At 42.2% G+C, this 18125-nt stretch carries 14 protein-coding genes and 1 riboswitch; of the genes, 6 read left to right on the forward strand and 8 right to left on the reverse strand.

Translation table 11 applies throughout. The features are described from left to right. The first annotated feature begins 1 nt into the window (after position 1). The 5 genes from ACED29_RS01325 to ACED29_RS01345 all read left to right on the forward strand — a co-directional run bounded on the left by ACED29_RS01325 (position 2) and on the right by ACED29_RS01345 (position 6357). Positions 2-1510 (forward strand): inactive transglutaminase family protein, encoded by a 1509-nt coding sequence (locus tag ACED29_RS01325; RefSeq protein WP_124018179.1) that lies wholly within the window; start codon positions 2-4, stop codon positions 1508-1510. Beyond that, complete coding sequence (locus tag ACED29_RS01330) at positions 1510-2466, forward strand: alpha-L-glutamate ligase-like protein (protein ID WP_124018178.1); 957 nt, start codon at positions 1510-1512, stop codon at positions 2464-2466. The genes ACED29_RS01325 and ACED29_RS01330 overlap by 1 nt, the downstream gene beginning before the upstream one ends. Further along, positions 2429-4240 carry a hypothetical protein gene (locus tag ACED29_RS01335; protein WP_371696788.1) on the forward strand — a complete coding sequence of 604 codons (1812 nt, stop codon included), beginning with the start codon at positions 2429-2431 and terminating at the stop codon, positions 4238-4240. Before ACED29_RS01330 ends, ACED29_RS01335 begins: the two co-directional genes overlap by 38 nt. Next, a complete protein-coding gene (locus ACED29_RS01340) occupies positions 4218-5342 on the forward strand; it encodes a DUF3541 domain-containing protein (protein WP_124018176.1) in 1125 nt (374 codons plus the stop codon). Before ACED29_RS01335 ends, ACED29_RS01340 begins: the two co-directional genes overlap by 23 nt. Positions 5343-5457: 115 nt before the next feature. After that, positions 5458-6357 carry a LysR family transcriptional regulator gene (locus tag ACED29_RS01345; protein ID WP_124018175.1) on the forward strand — a complete coding sequence of 300 codons (900 nt, stop codon included), beginning with the start codon at positions 5458-5460 and terminating at the stop codon, positions 6355-6357. A 152-nt stretch (positions 6358-6509) separates the two neighbouring features. Here ACED29_RS01345 and ACED29_RS01350 read toward each other — a convergent pair whose 3' ends face one another. The 8 genes from ACED29_RS01350 to thiC all read right to left on the reverse strand — a co-directional run bounded on the left by ACED29_RS01350 (position 6510) and on the right by thiC (position 14881). After that, a complete protein-coding gene (locus tag ACED29_RS01350; RefSeq protein WP_371696789.1) occupies positions 6510-7844 on the reverse strand; it encodes a putative metalloprotease CJM1_0395 family protein in 1335 nt (444 codons plus the stop codon). Positions 7845-7846: 2 nt separating this feature from the next. Continuing rightward, entirely contained in the window at positions 7847-8134 is a 288-nt protein-coding gene (locus ACED29_RS01355) for a chemotaxis protein (protein WP_124018173.1), read from the reverse strand. A gap of 88 nt (positions 8135-8222) precedes the next feature. Then, a complete protein-coding gene (thiH, locus tag ACED29_RS01360) occupies positions 8223-9338 on the reverse strand; it encodes a 2-iminoacetate synthase ThiH (RefSeq protein ID WP_371696791.1) in 1116 nt (371 codons plus the stop codon). 1 nt (position 9339) lies between these two features. Continuing rightward, positions 9340-10149, reverse strand: coding sequence for a thiazole synthase (locus ACED29_RS01365; protein WP_182756162.1), 810 nt, complete (start codon positions 10147-10149; stop codon positions 9340-9342). 2 nt (positions 10150-10151) lie between these two features. Beyond that, positions 10152-10379, reverse strand: a complete 228-nt coding sequence (gene thiS, locus ACED29_RS01370; protein ID WP_124018170.1) for a sulfur carrier protein ThiS — start codon at positions 10377-10379, stop codon at positions 10152-10154. Further along, entirely contained in the window at positions 10366-11184 is an 819-nt protein-coding gene (locus tag ACED29_RS01375; protein ID WP_182698556.1) for a HesA/MoeB/ThiF family protein, read from the reverse strand. Before ACED29_RS01375 ends, thiS begins: the two co-directional genes overlap by 14 nt. Further along, the gene (thiE, locus tag ACED29_RS01380; protein ID WP_371696792.1) at positions 11181-12875 is read right to left on the reverse strand and encodes a thiamine phosphate synthase; all 1695 of its coding nucleotides are present in this window, start codon (positions 12873-12875) and stop codon (positions 11181-11183) included. The genes ACED29_RS01375 and thiE overlap by 4 nt, the downstream gene beginning before the upstream one ends. Positions 12876-12880: 5 nt before the next feature. Then, positions 12881-14881, reverse strand: a complete 2001-nt coding sequence (gene thiC, locus ACED29_RS01385) for a phosphomethylpyrimidine synthase ThiC (protein WP_371696794.1) — start codon at positions 14879-14881, stop codon at positions 12881-12883. 206 nt (positions 14882-15087) lie between these two features. Beyond that, a riboswitch (TPP riboswitch) is annotated at positions 15088-15187 on the reverse strand. Positions 15188-15467: 280 nt separating this feature from the next. Between thiC and ACED29_RS01390 the strand changes: the two genes are divergently transcribed. Further along, the gene (locus ACED29_RS01390) at positions 15468-17594 is read left to right on the forward strand and encodes a TonB-dependent receptor plug domain-containing protein (protein WP_371696800.1); all 2127 of its coding nucleotides are present in this window, start codon (positions 15468-15470) and stop codon (positions 17592-17594) included. Positions 17595-18125: the final 531 nt, after the last annotated feature.

Raw genomic sequence — 18125 nt, forward strand, 5'->3', positions numbered from 1 at the left:
AATGCATTCTCGTAAACCGTTTTACATATTCGTTGCGCTGCTATTTATCATCGGGATCAGTACCAGCATATACCGTGGTATTGAACACAATGTGCCTTTTTTACCTGGTGAACAGGTTCAAAGTTGGGCCGTGGACGCTAAAATTAGTTTCAATGGCAACAATGAACCTGCTGAAGTCAATTTTTCATTACCTGACGATCCTGCATTTGATATTTTAGTTGAAAATGCATCATCGCCAGGTTATGGCTTAAACATTTCAGCCGATGCCAATAATCGTCGGGCAATATGGTCGATTCGTGAAGCTACAGGCTCACAAGCACTATATTATCGCGTAACTTTGGTTCCAACCGGTAAACTCACTATCGAAGCAGACCAGGAACCTGTAACACCTGAACCCTATTTATGGCCTGCAACTGAGAAATCAGCAGCCGACCAAATAATTGAAGAAGTATGGGCTCGTAGTGCAACGAATTTGTCTTTTGCTCAGCAATTAATGAATTTGATTAATGATAATAACCAAAGCCAAAATATGGCCTTGCTACTATCGGCTAACACTTCAACCAATTTGTTTGTCCACATGTTGCACTCTAAAGGTGTACCGGCACGCATAGTGAACGGTTTACAACTTGAAGATCAACGCCGTCGCCAACAACTGACGTCATATGTTCAAGTGTATAATGACGGTCAATGGGAGCTTTTTGATGTACCCAACAACAAGAAAGGCCGTGATAATACCTTAGTATTATGGGAATACGCAGGTCACCCAGTTCTTGATGTTATGGGAGGTACTAATTCATTAGTTAACTTCTCCATGCTACAAGATACTCGTTCAGCATTAGCGACATCTATCGACATGATGATGAATGACGATGCCATGGATTTCTCCCTGTATCAGTTACCACTTGAAGAACAAAGCACATTTAAAGGCATATTATTAATACCCATTGGAGTATTAGTTGTCGTGTTCTTGCGAGTGATTGTAGGCATCAAAACATCGGGTACATTTATGCCGGTATTGATCGCCTTGGCATTTATTCAAACCACCCTACTCACTGGCTTAATTGGTTTTTTACTGATTGTTGCCTTTGGTTTAATGATCCGCTCCTATCTGTCGACACTTAACTTACTGCTCATATCCCGAATATCAGCGGTTATTATTGTGGTTATTTTTATTATCGGCTTATTTACCTTAATCTCATTCAAATTAGGCTTAAGTGAAGGCTTAACCATTACGTTCTTCCCGATGATCATTCTCGCTTGGACCATTGAACGTATGTCGATTCTTTGGGAAGAAGAAGGCCCTAAAAAAGTCTTTGTATCTGGTGGTGGTAGCTTATTTGTGGCGACATTGGCTTACTTAGCTATGGACAACCAATTAGTTCAGCATTGGGTATTCAACTTCTTAGGGATCCATTTAGTGATCTTAGCGTTGGTATTAGTAATGGGACAGTACACTGGTTACCGTTTAACTGAGTTAAAACGCTTTAGACCATTAGTTGGAGAACAATAATGAAGTACGCCTGGCCCTGGGAATTGAGCCGTAGCGGTGTACTCAACATGAACAGGCGCAATATTAGCTATATTGGTCGTTATAATCAGCGTAAGTTTTATAAACGCGTTGATGACAAGCTAATAACTAAGCAACTTGCGCTTGCTAATGGCATTGCTGTTCCCGATTTAATTGGGGTTGTTCATCAGCAACATAAAATCCAAGAAATACCAGCAATGGTCCTTGACCGCAGTGGTTTTGTGATAAAACCTGCCAAAGGTTCTGGTGGCAAAGGTATTATGGTGATCACTAGGGTGAGCAATGGTTGTTATTATAAACCTAATGGCCATGAAGTGACTCAGAATGAAATTTACCGCCATGTATCTAATATTTTAAGTGGATTATTTTCACTTGGTGGTAAGCCTGATGTGGCGATTGTCGAAGGATTAATTGAATTTGATCCGGTCTTTGAAGGGTTAAGTTATGAGGGTGTCCCTGACATCCGCTTAATTGTCTTTAAAGGTTTTCCTGTCATGGGAATGTTGCGATTATCGACGGCGGCGTCTGACGGTAAAGCAAACTTGCACCAAGGCGCTGTCGGTGTTGGTTTAGACATTGCTACCGGTAACAGTTTACACGCGGTGCAATTTGACGTGCCCGTTGATAAACACCCAGATACCCACTTCCCGCTGTCGAACATAGTCGTTCCTCATTGGGAAACCTTACTTCACACGGCATCTAGTGCTTATGAAATGTGTGAATTAGGCTATTTAGGCACTGACATGGTGCTAGATAAAAACAAAGGCCCATTGTTACTCGAATTGAATGCCCGACCCGGTTTAACAATTCAAATTGCCAATGGAAGAGGGATCTTACCTCGACTTAAGCATGTTGAAGCGATGAATAGCTCAGCAATGTCAGTTGAGGAACGTGTGGCTTATGCTAAAAAGCATTTTTGTAGCAACCCTATTTTTTAATCTTTTAGCCACAACACATGCTGTGGCTAATCCTTTAGCACTGTTCATCGAACAGTGCTTACAATATCAACCAGATTTAGCACAACAGACGCTTGTTTCTTTTCAGTCTGTAGAGCGACAAGCGGTTGCATTTGAAAGGAATACACTGGCGTTAAATAATATTAACGACAGAATTCAATACTATCGCCCTTTTGCCAATAACAGCATCAATAGACAAGGCCTATTATGGTGCCAACTTCATCTTGCTGATGAACTTAATGCAGTCGTTAGCGCACCACAAACCTTATATCTCATTGACCAATTACCCCACCTTGCTCCGCCTTATAACCAATTAGGACAACGTTTAGAGACCATAAAACGTGCACAATGGCCAGTCATCGAAAAATCAAAATTGCATGGTGCCCAAGCCAGCATAGATCAAGCGTTATCGCTGCAACACTTTACCCTGCAATTTAATCAACAAGATTGTGTTTTACCACAACGAACAGAAACCACAAACAAGCATCAAGATACTGAGCCTGCCCAAAATACGAATATTGATATCAGTATTGCCAAATACTTAATTAAACAACCCAAAGAATACTGCAGAAAACAAGCCTGGCTCGCCTATCAAACTCGCGCTAAAGAACAACAGGCAGCAGCGGTTGAATCAATCCATTTTCTGCAACAGCAGCAAGCCCATCGTCAAGGATATGCCAATACAGCTCAAGCTCAGCTGGCCTCTCATCGCTTAACGCCGCAGTTATTACAACAATTTTTAGATAGCCAAACTGCCAATATCGATATTGCGCCCTGGAATATTGCCCAGACGTTAAGTGACATAAGTAAATCATCTAGTATGGAAATGATGACAACAAATGCATTTCTACAGCAAATATTCACCAGTCTTAAGCCTCTTAACCTTAAATTTGAACTCATCACAATCGAAAAACCCAGGGTAGAGGGAGAAACGTCATCTGATGATGGTCAACAAAACAGCTTAAATGAAACCCAGATTATTCGGGTATGGCATCAACAACGCTTACTCGGTGAAATTTTTACTTATCCACAAGCGGATCAACAATCACGTCAAGACGTAAACGGTCAATTGATAAAACAAACCGTCGTTGGTCATCAATTTGGCCAATATGCACTCAGCTTTCCACCACAATTAACCCGTGCAACACAACAACAAAAATTAATTAACCAATTAAGCCAAGCAATAGTATCCTTAGCACAAGGTGGAGAGTTTTATTTTCTCAACCATAAAGCGCAGAATACGGATGCTCACGCCATTGCAACACTGTGGCTAGTTAACTATATTAAACAGCAGCTTAAATTAGAAAGTATCTCTAAACGATATCAGTTAGTCGCTCAATATCAGCAACAGTTATGGGTATTTAGAGCCAAGGTTGCACTGGATTTTTATCAATATGATGGCGACTTCAACAACACTGAACAAGACACATGGTTAAGTCATAACCAGCAGCTATCAGCGTACTTTGAACAAAGTTTTGGTCAACAATGGCCGCAAGCAACAGATGCAATATACAGCTATCAAGCTATTGCCAATGAAGGAGTTAATTATTATCTTCCGCTATGGCAAAGCGCATTGACTGAGCTAATTATGAATCAAACACCAGCCAATATATCGACTGGAGAGATATTTAATTTACTGGTAGTCAATGAAACACATTTAACCTTAAACGATCAACTCGAGCAGCTTATAGGCTTACCGATTGACCCACATTCACTTATCAGGAGATTTAAACATGCTGGAACTACGCAAGAGTAAAACACTCTCGTATTTACTATTGTCAGCTACGTTGTTTAGTAGTGTGGCTTTCGCAAAAGAATCGGCAGAAAAAACCGCCCATACTTTAACCGCTGAACAAGTTTATCAAGGCATAAAATCCAATTTAGAAACCAACCTTTACTCCTTACCCCCACGAGTTCAAGGCCACTATGCTATACGCCAATTCCGTATGACTGGGGAACCCAAATACGCTAACGGCTCATTAATTGATCTCCTCACTATTGCTGAACGTCAAGCTTACTATTCATGTAATCTGGATAAGCCCGGTTTTATTAAAAGTGAATCAAAAATTGAGGCGGATAAATTAGGTTCAGGCCCACGGGCTATTGCCCGTAAAGAAGCCATCGCTCCCTACCCTAATTTTATGTTATATACCGACGTGCTATTGCGCTATGCCAGTCGAGTGGATGAGTTTGGTTTTACCGGACCTTGTCATGATTTAATGATAAAAACCCTAAAAAATGCTAATTTAGAACCTGCTTTCACTGATACAAAAATGATTAAGGCTTGGGCCGCGCAGTTAATCAACTATGTATATTGGGCCAAACAAATCGGCGTTGGCGACTATTACCAAGCTTACAAACAAGCTTTTATTAAAACCTATCCAGATAGCAATGATGATAAACTCAAAAAAGGCCAATATAAAAACAAAGTCTATGGTATGACTCACTTTATTTTTTCCGCCAGCGAGTATTATCAACACCCTGTCGATCCAAAAGAATATCAGTGGATTTTAAATTACTTTGAGAAAAATATTGATCGTATTCTGACCGACACGACTGAAGATATTATTACTGAAGTTGGGATTAGTTTCTTAATTACGGGTAACGGCGATAACCCAGTTGTGGATAAAGTGAAACAACACGTGATTGCGGCATATGATCCAAAAATCATGATGATCCCGTCACCACATGGCAAAGCTGAATTATCTTCTGGTGAACACAGAAACGTACTAGCAATGATGTTATTAAATTGGCCTGAAACATTACACAAAGGTCCGTATTTAAATAATATTGCGAGTACTAAAAAGTACTTACCAAAATTAGTGAAGCCTAAAGCTTCTCTGAACAATGCTAAATAACACTCAATACTAGCCAAGATATATTTGAGGCAAATGCTGCAGTGCATTTGCCTTTTTTATGATAAAAAATACGCTAGTTTCCTTCATTTTCAGCCAACAATAAAGAGAGCACTTAATGAGCAGAGCAAAATCAACCTTAGAACAATGGCGAATAGTCCAAGCTGTTGTTGATTTTGGCGGCTATGCTCAAGCGGCAGAAAAACTCAACAAAAGCCAATCATCGTTAAATCATGCCGTGGCCAAGTTACAACATCAATTGGGGATCAATCTACTCGAAGTCAAAGGTCGAAAAGCATATTTAACTGAGCAAGGTGAAGTGTTATTGCGTCGCTCTCGCCACCTAACTCAATCTGTTGAAGAACTTGAACAACTGGCCTCAAATTTAGGCCAAGGTTGGGAACCTAACCTCACTATTGCCAGAGAAATTGTTTACCCAATGGACAATCTTGTGGAATCATTGAGAGAATTTTTACCGGACAGCCGTGGTACTCGGGTAACCATTATTGATTCTGTTATTTCCGGAACCCACGAACTTATCAATAATAATCAAGCTGATATTGCTATTTGTGCCACCGCACCTAAAGGCCATATATCTGAACCATTATGTGAATTAAGTTTTGAACTGGTTTGCCATCCGGATCATCCTCTGGCAACACTGACTTTAATTGAAGATGACAAGCAATTAGCCCAGCACCTTCAAATTGTCATTAAAGATACCGGAATTAATGCCAGTAATGATATTGGGTGGTTAAAAGCAGAACAACGTTGGACCGTCTCTAACTTTCATGAAGCAAAGAGTATTCTGGCCCGTAATATTGGCTTTTGTTGGATACCTAGCTTTTTAGTTGAACAAGAAATTGCCAATAAACAGCTTATCCGCTTACATTTACGTGGCAGTTATCAGCGCAAAATAATGCTTAACTTGGTCATTCCCAATCGAGATCAACAAGGACCCGCGTGTAAATTATTAGAAAGCCTCATTTTGAAACAACATGATTTACCCTTTAATGGCTGATGCTGAGCAGCAGAGGCTATTTGTTAAGTCACTGAAGATACTCACAATACAATTAATAATACGAATTTCACATTCCGATTAACAGATGAGCCAATGTTTGAGTTGATCATGAACAGGTTGAATGGATTAAATCAGCACGAGGTGCTGAAGTACTACGCATAAATTTCAATCGATTGATATTGGTCGCGTTCTGATGAAGATAAAGACGTTTGTATTTGACGATTAGAGTCTCGTTCGGCATTACTGTTATTATTTGTCACCGCATTATTTGTAACTGTATTATTAGCAAGACCATTATTAATCAGTGCCTCATTATCCTGTGCTGCAGATACAGGACGGTTAGACGACAATGAATTGATATTTGCGTTATCAGCGTCTATTTTCAAAACACTACTATTTGGCGCGATAGAGTTGTTTGAGTTAGTTGCTGGAGTCAATGGCTGTTGATTCTGTGCGCGAGTAAAAATATTGCCGCTCTCAGCTGAGGTTTGATTATTCAGTGTTGAACCAGTATCTTGCTGGCGGTCTTGTATCAACTGTTTATTTGCTTCATTCATGTTTTGTAGCGCTTGTGCAGCCACACGAATATCTGCCATTGATGGTTGTACTGGCGCCATCGCTGCCGCATATACCTTCTGCATTTTACTTAATGTTGCTTTAGGATCGCCTGAAACAGGCGACACATCAATACTCACCTCACCTTCTACGGCATAACGCCGGCCGTCTGGCCCTTTTTCATATTGATAACTAGGGCTCTGAGTTAAACTACCGCCCACTGCTGCATGAGCTTGTTCGTGAGTTTTAACCTCGGTATCTCGTTGTACAAGTTGTTCAATCTGCTTTGTTTGAGCTTGTTCTATTTGCTGTTGCTTTTTTACAATCTGTTGCTCAACTTGCTGTGTAGCTGTTTCATCTTGATTATTTGATACCTGAGGAGCTGATTGTGTATCAGACTCAGCAGCAAAGGGATCCGCTGCTGTGTCATTTGTTGCCGCAATAGTTCTAACCACTGGCTGTTGCGTATTGGCCGCATCACTTGAAATATTAGTTGTAACATCTGCACTGACTGATTTTTCAGCAAGTGTGACGCTTGCCTGTGCTGGCACAGATGAATTATTCAATACGCCCGCCAGATTCGCAGGACCGCTCTTTAGGTTATAACTATTAAGTGGATCAGAACCGACAATTTTATAAGATTGAGTTTTGTCTGTTGCATCAGTTTGACTCGCTGTAGCTTGAGCCGTTTGTGGCTGATAAGCGTGTTGTTGAGAAGTGAAGTTTTGACCGACACCAGTACCAGTATTGATAGACTTGGTACTGATTGGATTAATACTAGTGGGTTTGATATGACTAGTAGTTTCAATAGCAGAGATTTTAAGACTATTGTTTGCAACGCTACTGGTGTGAATAGCTGCTGCAGATATTGTATTGTGATGGGCAGCATTAATGAATGAACCAATGTTAGCAGAAACCATTGGCGCACTCATGTTTACACTTCTATATCAATCAAACTACCCACTGTTTCAGAAGCCTCTTCAATCACTCGTGTTGAAGCTTGAGCTTGATTCGATGATTGAGTTGCAGAGACTAAAGCTGCTGTGGTGTCAGTTTGATCAACTGCACGTGAACTAAGTGTCACAGTATCTTGAGTTGATGCATTAGCGACTGCTGGCTTTTGCTGATCTGGCGTTGCTACAGATGTTGTTGCTTGCGCTAAACCTTGCTGAGCACTTTGTAAACCTTGTAAACCAGATGAATACGCTGATTGAACTTGCATAATGACGACTCCTGATCATAAAAACTTTCATTTAGTATGATCTAAACCGACTAATATGTACAGTTTATAAGCAAACCAATCTTAAACTTTAATCATTATTCCAGCCCATCTCCCAATCTTTCCATACCGGATTCAATCCTCTTCGCCTCATTTGGATTATCACTTGCTCTGCAGAGCGATTATCACTGATCTCAAATTGATCAAGTTGGCTGTCAGGTGTCATGTAGCCTCCTGGTTGGGTTGAGCTTCCGGCACTCATGTGAGTAATCCCAAGTGGCAGTAAATTATCTCTTAACGACGGCAGTTCACGTGTTGATAAACTGATTTCAAGTTGCGGATTAAACAACCTAAATGCACAGATCATTTGCACTAATCCGGCATCGGTTAATTCAACCTTAGGTGAAATACCACCAGTGCATGGACGTAAGCGAGGTAATGAAATACTGTAACGAGTGCGCCAGTAGATTTTTTCTAAATAATCAAGATGGTATCCCATTAATAATGCATCGAGTCGCCAATCATCTAACCCAAGTAATACCCCTAAACCTATTTTATCGATCCCTGCTTTTGCGACTCGATCTGGGGTATCTAAGCGATAAACGAAATCTTGTTTTTTACCGCGAGTATGATGTTTTGCATAAGTTTGTGGCCGGTAAGTTTCTTGGTATACCATAACGGCATCAACACCTAACTTACCAAGACGCTGATATTGTTCTGTTTCCAATGGTTGAACTTCCATTGCCACGTAATTAAAAGTCTTGCTAACTAACGGTAACACCGACTCAAAATACCCCATTCCAACTTTGGTTTCGTGTTCACCAGACACCAGTAATATCGAATCGAAGCCACGTTGTTTAATAATAGCCATTTCTGCTGTGAGTTCATCACTGTTAAGGGTTTTACGCTTAACCTTATTGCTCATGCTAAAGCCACAATAATCACATTCATTGGCGCACAGATTTGATAAATACAAGGGTAAGAAAAGACCGATATTGGCACCGAATCGCTTTCGAGTCAGCTGAACTGCTTGCTGCGCCATCGGTTCAATATATGCCATTGCGGCAGGAGATAATAGTGCCAACAAGCTATTAAGATTACCGCTTGGATTTTGCAAAGCCAATTCAACGTCTTTGGCGGTAGTCGAATACAATTTCATCGATAATGCATCGGGGGCTAATTGCGTAAATACGCTTGAATATGACATGCTAACCCTCCTTGATGTTCACTGACTGCGTCAGTGAATTGATTGATGCTTCTGTCAGAAATCCGGTTAATGGACTGGTTGCATCGGCGTGATGATTCACAGCCCCTAATCCTGCAAGGTAGGCTTGTCTGCCTGTCGCGACCGCATCAGCAAAGCATTTCGCCATTTGCTGAGGATAAGCGCTACTTGCAATCGCGGTATTAACCAATACGGCTGCGGCCCCCATTTCCATTGCTCTGCAAGCTTGCGAGGGTGCACCAATTCCCGCATCAATGATCACTGGTATGCAGGCTTGTTCGATGATAATGCGTAAAAAGGTTTCCGTGGCCAGGCCTTGGTTACTGCCAATGGGGCTACCAAGAGGCATCACTGCGGCGCAGCCGACTTCTTCTAATCGGCGACATAACACAGGATCGGCATGCACATAAGGCATGACAATATAGCCTTGTTCGCATAATTGTTGAGCCGCGATCAATGTTTCAATAGGATCTGGCATGAGATATTTAGGATCTGGATGAATTTCAAGTTTAATCCATTTAGTGCCAAGCATTTCATAAGCCAGTTCGGCAGCAAAAATAGCTTCTTTGGCATTACGCGCACCCGCGGTATTAGGTAATAACTTTACCCCCATACTTTGCAGCGGCCCGAGTAAATTGTCATGGCCGCGGGTTAAATCAATCCGCTTCATCGCCAAGGTAACTAACTGTGATCCCGAACTGTTTATAGCTTGTAACATAGTGTTGTGATCTGAAAATTTTCCCGTCCCGGTGAATAATCGAGACGAAAATTGATGATCGGCTATCGTTAACATTATTAACCTCCAGCAACGGCAGAAAAAACCGTAATATTATCGTTCGCTTGACACAATACGTGCACCCATCGGCTTCGTGGTACAACACTATCGTTGACGACTATGGCGACCGCTTGAGTGGGTAGATCACTTAAAATCAGTAATTCGGCCAAATTCAAATTAGCCCGAACGATTTGTTCGACCCCATTGAGTTGCAAGGCAATCTGAGAGTGGCAATTAGTATGCGTCATTGGGCTGCTCCGAAAGCTGAGTGACTGACTGTTGATGACACACTGCACACTCTGGATCTTGGCTCATGTGGGCATGCTGCCAATGTAAGTTTTTAGCATTAAAGCAATGTAAAATACCGTATTGAGTGAAGGTATTACTAAGATGTTGTATACCCACCAACGCTTGCATACTGGCAATAATGCCCGCAGCAGGCCCAAGAACTCCTGCTCGAGTACAATTTTGCGTAATCGTCATATCAAGTGGATATAAGCAACGATAACAGCCGCTATTTGGGTGTAAATTAGAGCCTGAGTCTGAAAAATCAATACAAAATAGTTGTCCTTGATAGCCACTGATTGCGCCACTAACCAACGTCAATTTCTGTTCAACGCAGAGTTGATTAATAAGCTGCCGTGTCTTGAAATTATCAGTGCAGTCAAATACTAAAGGCTTGGTTACTTTTCGCTTGATAAGCTGATAAAAATGCTGGGCAGTAACTTTTTCCGCGATAGTATTGATGTTGATTTCAGGATAAGCACGATTAAGCACTCTTTTAGTAACAGCAACTTTGGTTTGGCCAATATCTGTGGCAGTAAATAATAGCTGCCGTGGCAAGTTAGATAATTCAATAACATCATGGTCAATCAACAACATATGCTGAACACCTGCCGCCGCGAGGTAATGAGCGACTAGATGCCCTAATCCGCCCATGCCAATAATGACGACCGAACTATTCATAATGGCAAGTTGGCCAGTCTCGCCAATATCACTGAGCAACATGGTGCGTGAGTACTGGATATACTGCTGATCCGATAGTATATTCATCTCACCTCCGCAGAGACACTCGGTTTCGATAATGATCGCGTCAACTGTAACCACTTATGATTTAACGCTTGATAAGCTTTAGCGGGATCTGCAGCAGCACTCACGGCTCTGACAACCGCAACATCACCCACCCCAGTCATGGCAATGACCTCAAGATTACTGAGATTGATTCCGCCAATCGCAACCGTTGGATAATGACGCGAAAATAAGCTGACATAACGTGTAAGCTTAGTGATCCCTTGGGGGGCTGATGGCATTTGTTTCGTGGTGGTAGCAAAAATATGCCCCAGGGCAATATAGGATGGTGAGTGTTGGTGAGCTAACAAGGCTTCAAAATAACTGTGGCTCGATAACCCTAATGCCATTCCAGCTGCAGCTATCGCGGCTAAATCTGCAGTCGCCAAATCATCTTGGCCTAAGTGAACCCCAAACGCACCGTGTTTAAGCGCCAGTTGCCAATGATCATTGATAAATAACTGAGCATGAAACTCTCGACCCAGTTTAATCACTTCAATAATATTAGTTTCGAGTGTTAATCGCTGCAGACTGTCCGAACAAGTGTCGCTATCGAGTTTAGTGCGATATTGAATGGTTTTGCAGCCAGCTGATAGCAGCTGTTTGAGTATATTTAGATCATCAACAACAGGATAAATACCGAGTGGTTTTAGCAGCGATTTAAAGTCATTATGGGCTGTGTGTTTAAATGAAGCTTGAGCGAGATCGTCTGATGTAATCAAGTTGATTAACGGCATAGCCTGTAAATCATCGGGCCAACCGGTACGGGCTAAAATCCCAGGACCTTGCCCTAGACTGAAACCTAATGCTAAGCCCTTATTGACATAAGCTTTTGCCAACACAATAGCATCATGGATCACGAAGTCATGGGCAATAAAACACGCTATTGCAGATGATAAAGTGCAACCACTGCCATGATTGTTATTAGTGACTATCCGCTGACTGCTTAACATAAACACGGCATTACTGTGTGCAATACTGGCACCTGGTACACTTGTACTGACATAAATATCTGTCGCATCGTGCTGCCAATGAGCATCACCACCTTTGGCGAGTACATGGCATTTAAATATATTTGATAACCACTTAGCGTCGTTAATCATCTGCAGTTGCAGAGTACTGATGGGATCGATCTCAATCGATGATTCGAGATTGAGGTTATCATTTCGATGTTGCGCTAAAACGCAATGATGACATAAGCGACCTAACTCATGCTGATTAGGGGTTAATAAGTCAATTAAGCCAATGAGAGGACTAAAATCGAGATCCATAGGATTAAAGCTGGCACCACTGCTGGCGACCATCACAGGATCAAGCACCACAAAAGGAGCCATAATTAGTCTAGATCGTATCTGGGTTAACCAATCAGCCAAAATGTTTACCTGTGCTTGGGATGCCAACAGGCCAATTTTAATCGCTACCGGCGGCAGATCTGCACATAAGCTGGTCAACTGAGCCAGTAACATGGATTGAGAAACAGTTTCAACAAGACTGACACTGACTGAGTTTTGCGCAGTTAATGTGGTTATTACGCTACACCCGTGACATGACAAGTCTTGCATGGTGAGTAAATCAGCTTGAATCCCCGCACCACCACCACTGTCTGAACCGGCTATGGTCCAGACAATGGGTGGGGTTTGCATTATGGATTCACTGACAAATGTCGATGAATTCATAATAGTTATTCAACCTCTACCGCTAAGTCGGTATCAACTTGTGCTGCTGGTTTGACGGCGTGATACAGTGCCGATCCCGACGCTTTGAACTCAGCCGACTTTTGCGCCATAGCCTCAGACGGATTTATGGCTTGAGCCATAGGTTGAGTTTGATAAGCACTAGCGGCAGATACTTCAATCTTAAGTGCTTCTGCTTGTTGAAGATTCGCGGCATATTCACGCACTTCGTGGGTTATTTTCATCGAGCAAAATTTAGGCCCACACATTGAACAAAAATGAGCCACTTTTGCTGATTCTTGTGGTAACGATTCGTCGTGGTAAGCACGAGCGGTATCAGGATCAAGGCCTAGGTTGTATTGATCTTCCCAACGGAATTCAAAGCGGGCTTTGGATAACGCATTATCACGCACTTGTGCACCTGGATGACCTTTAGCGACATCAGCAGCATGAGCTGCAATCTTGTAGGCAATTAAGCCTTGTTTTACATCTTCTTTGTTAGGTAAGCCTAAGTGTTCTTTGGGGGTGACGTAACACAACATCGCCACGCCATACCAAGCCATCATGGCAGCGCCAATCCCTGAGGTGAAGTGATCATAACCCGGCGCGATATCGGTAGTTTGTGGGCCTAAGGTATAAAAAGGCGCTTCATCACAAAGGGCCAATTGCTTTTCCATATTGACTTTAATCAACTGCATTGGTACATGACCAGGGCCTTCGATGATGGTTTGCACATCATATTCCCATGCAATTTTAACCAACTCGCCTAAGGTTTCTAATTCTGCAAATTGCGCTTCATCATTGGCATCGGCAATTGAACCGGGGCGCATACCATCGCCTAACGACAAGGACACATCGTATTGGGCGCAAATCTGGCAAATATCGCGAAAATGCTCATATAAGAAACTTTCTTGATGGTGGCTTAAACACCACTTAGCCATAATTGAACCGCCACGCGACACAATACCGGTAAGGCGTTTGGCGGTCATAGGTACATAACGCAATAACACCCCTGCATGGATGGTAAAATAATCTACGCCCTGCTCGGCTTGTTCTATTAGCGTATCTCTAAATACCGCCCAACTGAGATCTTCGGCAACGCCATTAACCTTTTCTAATGCTTGATAAATCGGCACAGTACCAATTGGAACAGGCGAATTACGGATAAGCCACTCACGGGTTTCATGGATATAACGTCCGGTCGACAAGTCCATGACGGTATCGGCGCCCCAACGAGTTGACCACACCAGTTTTTCCACTTCTTCTTCAATTGACGATGTCACCGCCGAATTACCAATATTGGCATTCACCTTCACCAAAAAATTACGCCCAATAATCATAGGTTCGGTTTCAGGATGGTTAATATTGAGTGGGATAATCGCTCGACCTCGAGCGACTTCATCGCGGACAAACTCAGGAGTGATCAGCTGACCAATATGCGCACCAAAAGCCTCTCCTGGTGCCTTTTGAGTCAATACGGTGTCGGTTACTTCAGCACGAGCCATGTTTTCACGAATGGCAATGTATTCCATTTCAGGGGTAACAATACCTTGGCGAGCATAATGCATTTGGGTCACGCATTTGCCCTGCTTGGCTCGCTTCGGCGCAACTAGGGCATCAAAACGCAAGTGATCTAAGCCATCATCAGCCAGTCGCTGTTGAGTAAAACCTGAACTTGCACCGGTTAATTGCTCGGTATCTTGTCGCTCATCAATCCATGCTTGACGGATTTTAGCTAAACCTTGACGCACATTAATGTCGGCAAGGGGATCAGAATAAGCGCCCGCGCAGTCGTAGACCATGATAGGTGGATTGGCTTGTTTAATGGGCTTTGCATCGGTGCCGCCAATGACGGTTTCAGTTTGATTAACCTGACGCATAGCGACGTTGATGTCTGCACGACTACCCGTTAAATAGACTTTTTCAGAATTAGGATGTTGTAACGGTTTAAGGGTATCAATAAATTGTTGAGCATTAGCTCGAGTTTGACGACGGTTTGGATTTGACATTAGCAACCTCATTATTAAGAGTAGAGTTGCTTGTCTGGAGAGGTGTTGATAGCAGCAGTAAACAATAAAAATACTATCGCTTACGTCAATAACCACATAGAAAAATACTAAAGTAATAACTTAACTGGACATATAAACCGATAAAAAACTCAGAGGTAAACGTCCATTTACTGTCTTGTTAAAACGTTATTATCTTCCCAATAATAATGATTATTACGCTTGTTTCCTTCGCAGGTTCTAGCCTGATCAGGTTCAACGGATCCCGAATAAACGGTCTCAGCCATAATGGCACTCCGACAAGATGTGCGTCAGTATAGGCAAGCTTTAAACAAAATATCAAGCCCTAACTATCATCTATTGCTATGACATCTATGAGTTAACATGCCGGCATTAGTTTAGCTTTATCCATTATCTATCGTATTCACTCAACACTTGATGCATATATTTATAAAGGTGCGACATCATGTCGCACTCTTCATATTTATTAGCAGGTTATAATTTATTAAGGTGAACAATCTCCTTTGAAATTAACTCATCAAAGGTTTATAAAAAAACAATAAAGGTGATAGCTTTGACTCACAAAGTAATGCAAACCATTAAATTAACGAATAACGCCCCATGGGCTTACTCATCAATTGCATTGGCAGTAACACTGGCCATAACGCCGCAAGTAAGAGCTGAATCGAATGACATACAAAACAACCAAGGTGTTGAACATGTCAAAGTACAAGGACAGCAAACAACACATAAAGACCTACTAGGTTCGGCTGAAAACCTCTTAAAAAAGCAAGGCGTCGATTTCTCTGAAGCTGGCGGTGTGTCAGCCTTACCCATCTTAAACGGCATGATGGGCGATCGGATAAAAATCCTTATCGATGGTAGCGACATCACTTCATCATGTGCGAACCAGATGAACCCGCCGCTCTCATATGTATCTGCAAATCAAATCAGTTCAACGCAAGTCGTCGCGGGAGTCTCTCCGGTAAGTGCTGGCGGTGATAATATTGCTGGTGTGATAAAAATCAGCAGTTTAAACCCACTGTTCACTGATAGCGACGCTGTAACATGGCACAGTGGTAATGTTTCTAGTGGTTATCGCAGTACCGATGATGCTTTTCTTGCTGGCGTCAATGCCACCGTTGCCAGTAAAACGTTAAGTTTTAGCTATCAAGGGTCATTTGAAGATGCTAACAGTTATAGCGATGGTCATGGCGATAAAGTACTCGACACGCTATATCAATCTCAAAACCATGCGCTAACGGCAGCTTGGCAAGATGAGACCCAACAAATAGCCATTAAGCTTACTCATCAACATATTCCTTATCAGGGTTTCGCTAACCAATATATGGATATGACTAACAATGACAGCTATGGAGCGTTAGTGCGTTATCAGCGTTCACTAGAAAATGATGCCGAGTTTACAGCACAAGCCAATTGGCACAGCGTCGAACATGAAATGGGATTCTTTACTGACGAAAAAACCGGAAATATGCCGATGGAAACCAAAGGAAAAGATTATAGCTACCAGTTGCATTGGCAATTACCCATAAGTTCAGACAGTACCTTGTTGATTGGACAAGAATATTATGTTTATCAACTTGACGATACTTGGCCCGCTATCGAAGGTTCATCTATGATGGGACCTAATGATTATGTCAATATTAATGACGGCAAGCGTCAACGTGCTGCTCTTTATGGTGAATGGCAACACACTCTAAATAGTCGTTGGTGGTTATCAGCGGGCGTCCGATATGAATACGTGTCAACAAACGCTGCTGAAGTACAACCCTATAACACTATGGCGATGATGGGTATGAACAATGTCAATGCCATAGCCGCAGATGAATTTAACAGCCTTTATCGTAAGCGTAATGACAATATTATCGACGCTACGCTCCTGGCTCGATATCAATTGAGTGACACTGAAGTCATAGAGGTTGGTTTAGCGAGAAAAAGCCGAGCACCAAATTTATATGAACGTTACAGTTGGGGTCAAAGCACCATGGCAACAACCATGATCGGTTGGTTTGGTGATGGAAATGGCTATATAGGTAACCCAAACCTCAATGCCGAAACAGCACATACCTTAAGTACAGCCTATAAATTGGTACAAGATGATTTAGCCTTCAGCGCTACCGCTTGGTACAGCAAAATAAATGATTATATTGATGCCGATGAGGTTGGTAGTTTTAACAAAACGCCTATGACCAATACTCGCCGCAATATTTTACAGTTTACCAATGTTAATGCGACTCTGTTTGGTGCACGTATTGATGCTGAATACCAACTAGCAGAAAACCGCAGTGGTAAATGGCTCATGGTTGCTAATGCCACTGCCACTCACGGCGAAAGAGATAACGGTGACGAGCCTCTGTATCAAATAAAGCCATTACAAACTGAACTTGCTCTTCACCAAGAACTTGGTGATTGGAAAAATAGCCTTAGCTGGCAATGGGTCGCGAGCAAAGATCGCGTTGATAGTCAGCGCTTAGAAAATACAACCAACAGTTACTCTCTGCTTAACTTAAGCAGCAGTATCCAATGGCAAGGTGCAACAATGACTGTCGCCGTGAAAAACTTACTCGATGAATATTATCAACTGCCTTTAGGCGGGGTCAGTATTGCACAATACAAAACAGACAATAGCAACGGCTTTGAACAAATAGCCGGAACTGGACGATCGCTTGAATTGAATATTAATTACGCATTCTAGTGCTGGGTAGATACTAGCGAAAAAAGTATCGATTACAATTACCTTAAACCGTCGAGTTCACACTGCTTAGCTATATATTTTCAGTATTAAAAGCACCCACTATGGCCGGAACTGAGTGGGTGCTGCTGAACAGCGGTGATAGTTATCAACAATGGCAACAGCCAAGATGCGATATAGCCTCGAATGAATTATGTTTAAATAAATAAAAGTTAGCTTTTAGACGGAGTCGTCAGCCAAGACGCTACAATTCATACTGCGGTTAATTGTATGCAAAATAAGCTCGATAAAGCTGCTTACTTGATGGGTAGGATTTAGATGTCACCGCCCCTAAGGATAATGTTTTGCTTTGCGCCGTAATGGCTATTTACTCAATCTGATGCTGAAATCACTCTGTGGTTATCTCGATTGGCTTAAGCATTCAGCTCCGTCTTAAAATAAAAAAGCCTCTACAGCAATGTAGAGGCTTTTTTATTTATTTGGCGGAGCGGACGGGACTCGAACCCGCGACCCCCGGCGTGACAGGCCGGTATT

The organism is Shewanella sp. 5S214 (assembly GCF_041439795.1).
Taxonomy (GTDB): Bacteria; Pseudomonadota; Gammaproteobacteria; order Enterobacterales; family Shewanellaceae; genus Shewanella; species Shewanella vesiculosa.

Bases quoted from the DNA above. Each gene is read 5' to 3' on its own strand.
- ACED29_RS01365 (WP_182756162.1), bottom strand. From the start codon at position 10,149: ATGTTAACGATAGCCGATCATCAATTTTCGTCTCGATTATTCACCGGG.
- ACED29_RS01345 (WP_124018175.1), top strand. From the start codon at position 5,458: ATGAGCAGAGCAAAATCAACCTTAGAACAATGGCGAATAGTCCAAGCT.
- ACED29_RS01340 (WP_124018176.1), top strand. From the start codon at position 4,218: ATGCTGGAACTACGCAAGAGTAAAACACTCTCGTATTTACTATTGTCA.
- thiS (WP_124018170.1), bottom strand. From the start codon at position 10,379: ATGACGCATACTAATTGCCACTCTCAGATTGCCTTGCAACTCAATGGG.
- ACED29_RS01335 (WP_371696788.1), top strand. From the start codon at position 2,429: ATGCTAAAAAGCATTTTTGTAGCAACCCTATTTTTTAATCTTTTAGCC.
- ACED29_RS01355 (WP_124018173.1), bottom strand. From the start codon at position 8,134: ATGCAAGTTCAATCAGCGTATTCATCTGGTTTACAAGGTTTACAAAGT.
- ACED29_RS01350 (WP_371696789.1), bottom strand. From the start codon at position 7,844: ATGAGTGCGCCAATGGTTTCTGCTAACATTGGTTCATTCATTAATGCT.
- thiH (WP_371696791.1), bottom strand. From the start codon at position 9,338: ATGTCATATTCAAGCGTATTTACGCAATTAGCCCCCGATGCATTATCG.
- ACED29_RS01375 (WP_182698556.1), bottom strand. From the start codon at position 11,184: ATGAATATACTATCGGATCAGCAGTATATCCAGTACTCACGCACCATG.
- ACED29_RS01325 (WP_124018179.1), top strand. From the start codon at position 2: ATGCATTCTCGTAAACCGTTTTACATATTCGTTGCGCTGCTATTTATC.
- thiE (WP_371696792.1), bottom strand. From the start codon at position 12,875: ATGAATTCATCGACATTTGTCAGTGAATCCATAATGCAAACCCCACCC.
- thiC (WP_371696794.1), bottom strand. From the start codon at position 14,881: ATGTCAAATCCAAACCGTCGTCAAACTCGAGCTAATGCTCAACAATTT.
- ACED29_RS01390 (WP_371696800.1), top strand. From the start codon at position 15,468: ATGCAAACCATTAAATTAACGAATAACGCCCCATGGGCTTACTCATCA.
- ACED29_RS01330 (WP_124018178.1), top strand. From the start codon at position 1,510: ATGAAGTACGCCTGGCCCTGGGAATTGAGCCGTAGCGGTGTACTCAAC.